The organism is uncultured Roseobacter sp. (assembly GCF_947496515.1).
Classification (GTDB): domain Bacteria; phylum Pseudomonadota; class Alphaproteobacteria; order Rhodobacterales; family Rhodobacteraceae; genus Roseobacter.
In genome coordinates this window covers 1-2,581 of the sequence record NZ_CANMDB010000043.1, presented here as the reverse complement: position 1 = coordinate 2,581, position 2,581 = coordinate 1, and the positions used below count along the sequence as shown (strand labels likewise).

Sequence of the window (2,581 nt, the reverse complement as noted above, 5' to 3'; positions counted from 1 at the left end):
GAAACCATCGTCCAGATGGACCAAACGCCAATCATGCACTAACAATCAAATTGGACCACTCAGGTGGGGCTGATCAGCCGTTGTCCTGATGCAGATCGTATTGCAGGCAGCCGTCTTCGGCGCGTGTCGGCGTGATTAGCTTCTCCAGTTCGGCCTTCACGAAGTCGATCTGGTCTTCTTTGGCAACGACGTTTCCGGTGATGGTCAGTTTAGCCATGTCATTCTCCTGTGTTGCGACGACAGATATTTACGCGGCAATAGTACTTGGATAAACCGGACAAAGCAGAAATCAATAACCGGAATTAACGGATAATTAATCTGGAACACCTGCGCCTGTTCAAACGTATCGTCCAGTTCGGCAGTCTTGCCTCAGCGGCACGTGACCTTGGCCTATCGAGCACGACGGTTTCAGAACGGTTGGCGGCGCTTGAGCGCGACATGGGCACCGTCTTGCTGAACAGAACCACACGGTCCCTGAGCCTGACGGAGGCCGGGCAAACGTTGCTAGACGGGTTGGAGCCGTTGTTGGAAGAGGCAGACAGCCTCGCAGCACAGATCAAGCTTGGGTCCGATGCCCTGGCGGGCACCATCCGGGTCAGTGCGCCAAGTGATCTGGGCCGAACCCGCGTCAGTAACATCATCAATGCCTTTGTCGCCCAAAATCCGGCCGTATCCGTCGAGCTGCTGCTCTCTGATGGCTATGTCGATATCGTCGGCGATGGCATCGATATCGCGTTGCGCTTTGGCGCCTTGCCGGATGGAACCCTGCGCACCCGCAAACTGGGAACCGCGCCACGGATCGTATGCGCCGCACCAGCCTACATTGCACGACGTGGGACACCTTCAAGCCCGGACGACTTGCAGGACCATCAGTGTTTGCTGATGCGATTTGGCAAGATGCTGGATCGCCAATGGCACTTTGGGGAGGGAGACACCGCGACCTCCGTGATGGTCTACGGCCCGCTCATTTCGAATGATGGGCACCTGGTTCGGCAATGGTGCCTTGATGGCTTGGGGATCGCTTTGAAATCTCAGTATGATGTTGCAGACGACATCAAAGCGGGTCGGCTAATACCGCTATTGGAAGGCTTCGCGGCCCCCGGAACGGACTTGCAAATGCTCTTTCCCCCCTCACGCGCGCAACCCGCCAGAACCAAAGCTCTGGCCGACACGCTGGCCGAGGGCTTCTGATGATCTTCAAAGCAAGAGAAGGAGACAGGTGAGAGCGCACAGCCCGCGAAGCCGACGTTCGTAGATCGTGCAGCTACGTTGAGTTTAGGCTCGCTGCAGCCGTAGGAGGCAGCGCAGCGTCCAAACGGGCATGTCGCGAGTGGCTTCAGGGACGGTCCACAGGAGACATCCGACCCACTGTCTGGATGCTGCGTTGCGGTCCTTCAGACCAGCGTTCGCTGCAGATGCAAAATCGAGCCGGCCGCGAACTGGAAGTGTGCGGACTAAGTGCATTTGCGCTGCACCCGCGCCAATGGCCGCTTGCCAAAGTCTGGAGCTGGTCACCAATAATCCATGCCGCTATGGTCGTTTCAAAACAACCAAATTTGAGCAGGTGGTAGAGATGTTGGGACTCAAATTCTTTCGATCATTTTTTGCGACGTCCTCTTTGGTATTGGCTGGTTTTGCCCTTGCTGCTTGTAACGAAGATGGTGCTGGACAAGTTCAAGCAGGGCCTGCCGTAACGGTTTTGACAACTCCCTCACGCGTCGCGATTACCATTGATGATCTTCCATATGTAATGCCTTCCAAGACGAGTCCCGAGGAGGGCCTGCGATACACCACTCAAATCATAGCGGCTCTTCAGGAGCATGGAATCGTCGCCACTGGCTTTGCGGTCGGACAACAAATCAACCCTCAATCCATTCCCGCACTGCAAGCATTCGCAGACGCTGGCCACACAATCGGAAACCATAGCTGGTCGCACCCTGACTATGGAACGCTGACGCGTGACGAGTTTCATGATGAAACGCGCTGGACTGATGAAATACTGCAGCAATGGATTGATGGGCCGCGATACTATCGTTTTCCATTCCTACGTGAAGGCGAGACAGAAGCAGCGAAGACAGCAGCGACCAGAGTATTGGAAGAGTTGGGGTATCAAAATGTGCCCGTCACCATTGATAACGATGAATGGCAGTTCAATGCGGACTATTTGGCAGCCCTAGAAGACGGTGATGAGGCGGCGGCAGCGACCATCGCACGAAACTATGTCGCTCACATGCAGATCCGCACAGCATTCTTCCAATCCCTAGCTATTGATGAACTTGGTGGTGACGTTGATCACGTCCTTCTCGTACATCTCAACAGGATAAATGCGGATCACCTCGGCACACTGCTTGAATGGTATGATGCGCAAGGCTGGACCTTCATTTCGGTTGACGAAGCGATCACGCATCCTGTGTTTTCTCGCCCAGATCCATATGCAGGACCGCGTGGACTGTCTCAGATTGAAAGAGTACTTGGCGGGAAAAGAGACTAATCCATGTGGCGTTAGTGATCAGCCCCACCTGAGTGGTCCAATTTGATTGTTAGTGCATGATTGGCGTTTGGTCCATCTGGACGATGGTTT

Annotated in this window: 3 protein-coding genes; 2 read left to right on the top strand and 1 reads right to left on the bottom strand. The window is 54.6% G+C overall.

Features of this window, described 5'->3' with window-relative positions:
• Positions 1 to 73 precede the first annotated feature (73 nt).
• Positions 74 to 217, bottom strand: a complete 144-nt coding sequence (locus tag Q1A53_RS23275) for an antibiotic biosynthesis monooxygenase (protein ID WP_299971774.1) — start codon at positions 215 to 217, stop codon at positions 74 to 76.
• Between the two features lie 92 nt (positions 218 to 309).
• On the opposite strand from Q1A53_RS23275, the gene Q1A53_RS23270 reads away from it, so the two are divergent.
• Complete coding sequence (locus tag Q1A53_RS23270) at positions 310 to 1,191, top strand: LysR family transcriptional regulator (protein WP_366873047.1); 882 nt, start codon at positions 310 to 312, stop codon at positions 1,189 to 1,191.
• Between the two features lie 382 nt (positions 1,192 to 1,573).
• Positions 1,574 to 2,491, top strand: a complete 918-nt coding sequence (locus tag Q1A53_RS23265; protein WP_299971771.1) for a polysaccharide deacetylase family protein — start codon at positions 1,574 to 1,576, stop codon at positions 2,489 to 2,491.
• The last annotated feature ends 90 nt before the right edge of the window (positions 2,492 to 2,581 follow it).

Coding starts and splice junctions, on each gene's coding strand:
- Q1A53_RS23275 (WP_299971774.1), bottom strand. CDS start 217: ATGGCTAAACTGACCATCACCGGAAACGTCGTTGCCAAAGAAGACCAG.
- Q1A53_RS23265 (WP_299971771.1), top strand. CDS start 1,574: ATGTTGGGACTCAAATTCTTTCGATCATTTTTTGCGACGTCCTCTTTG.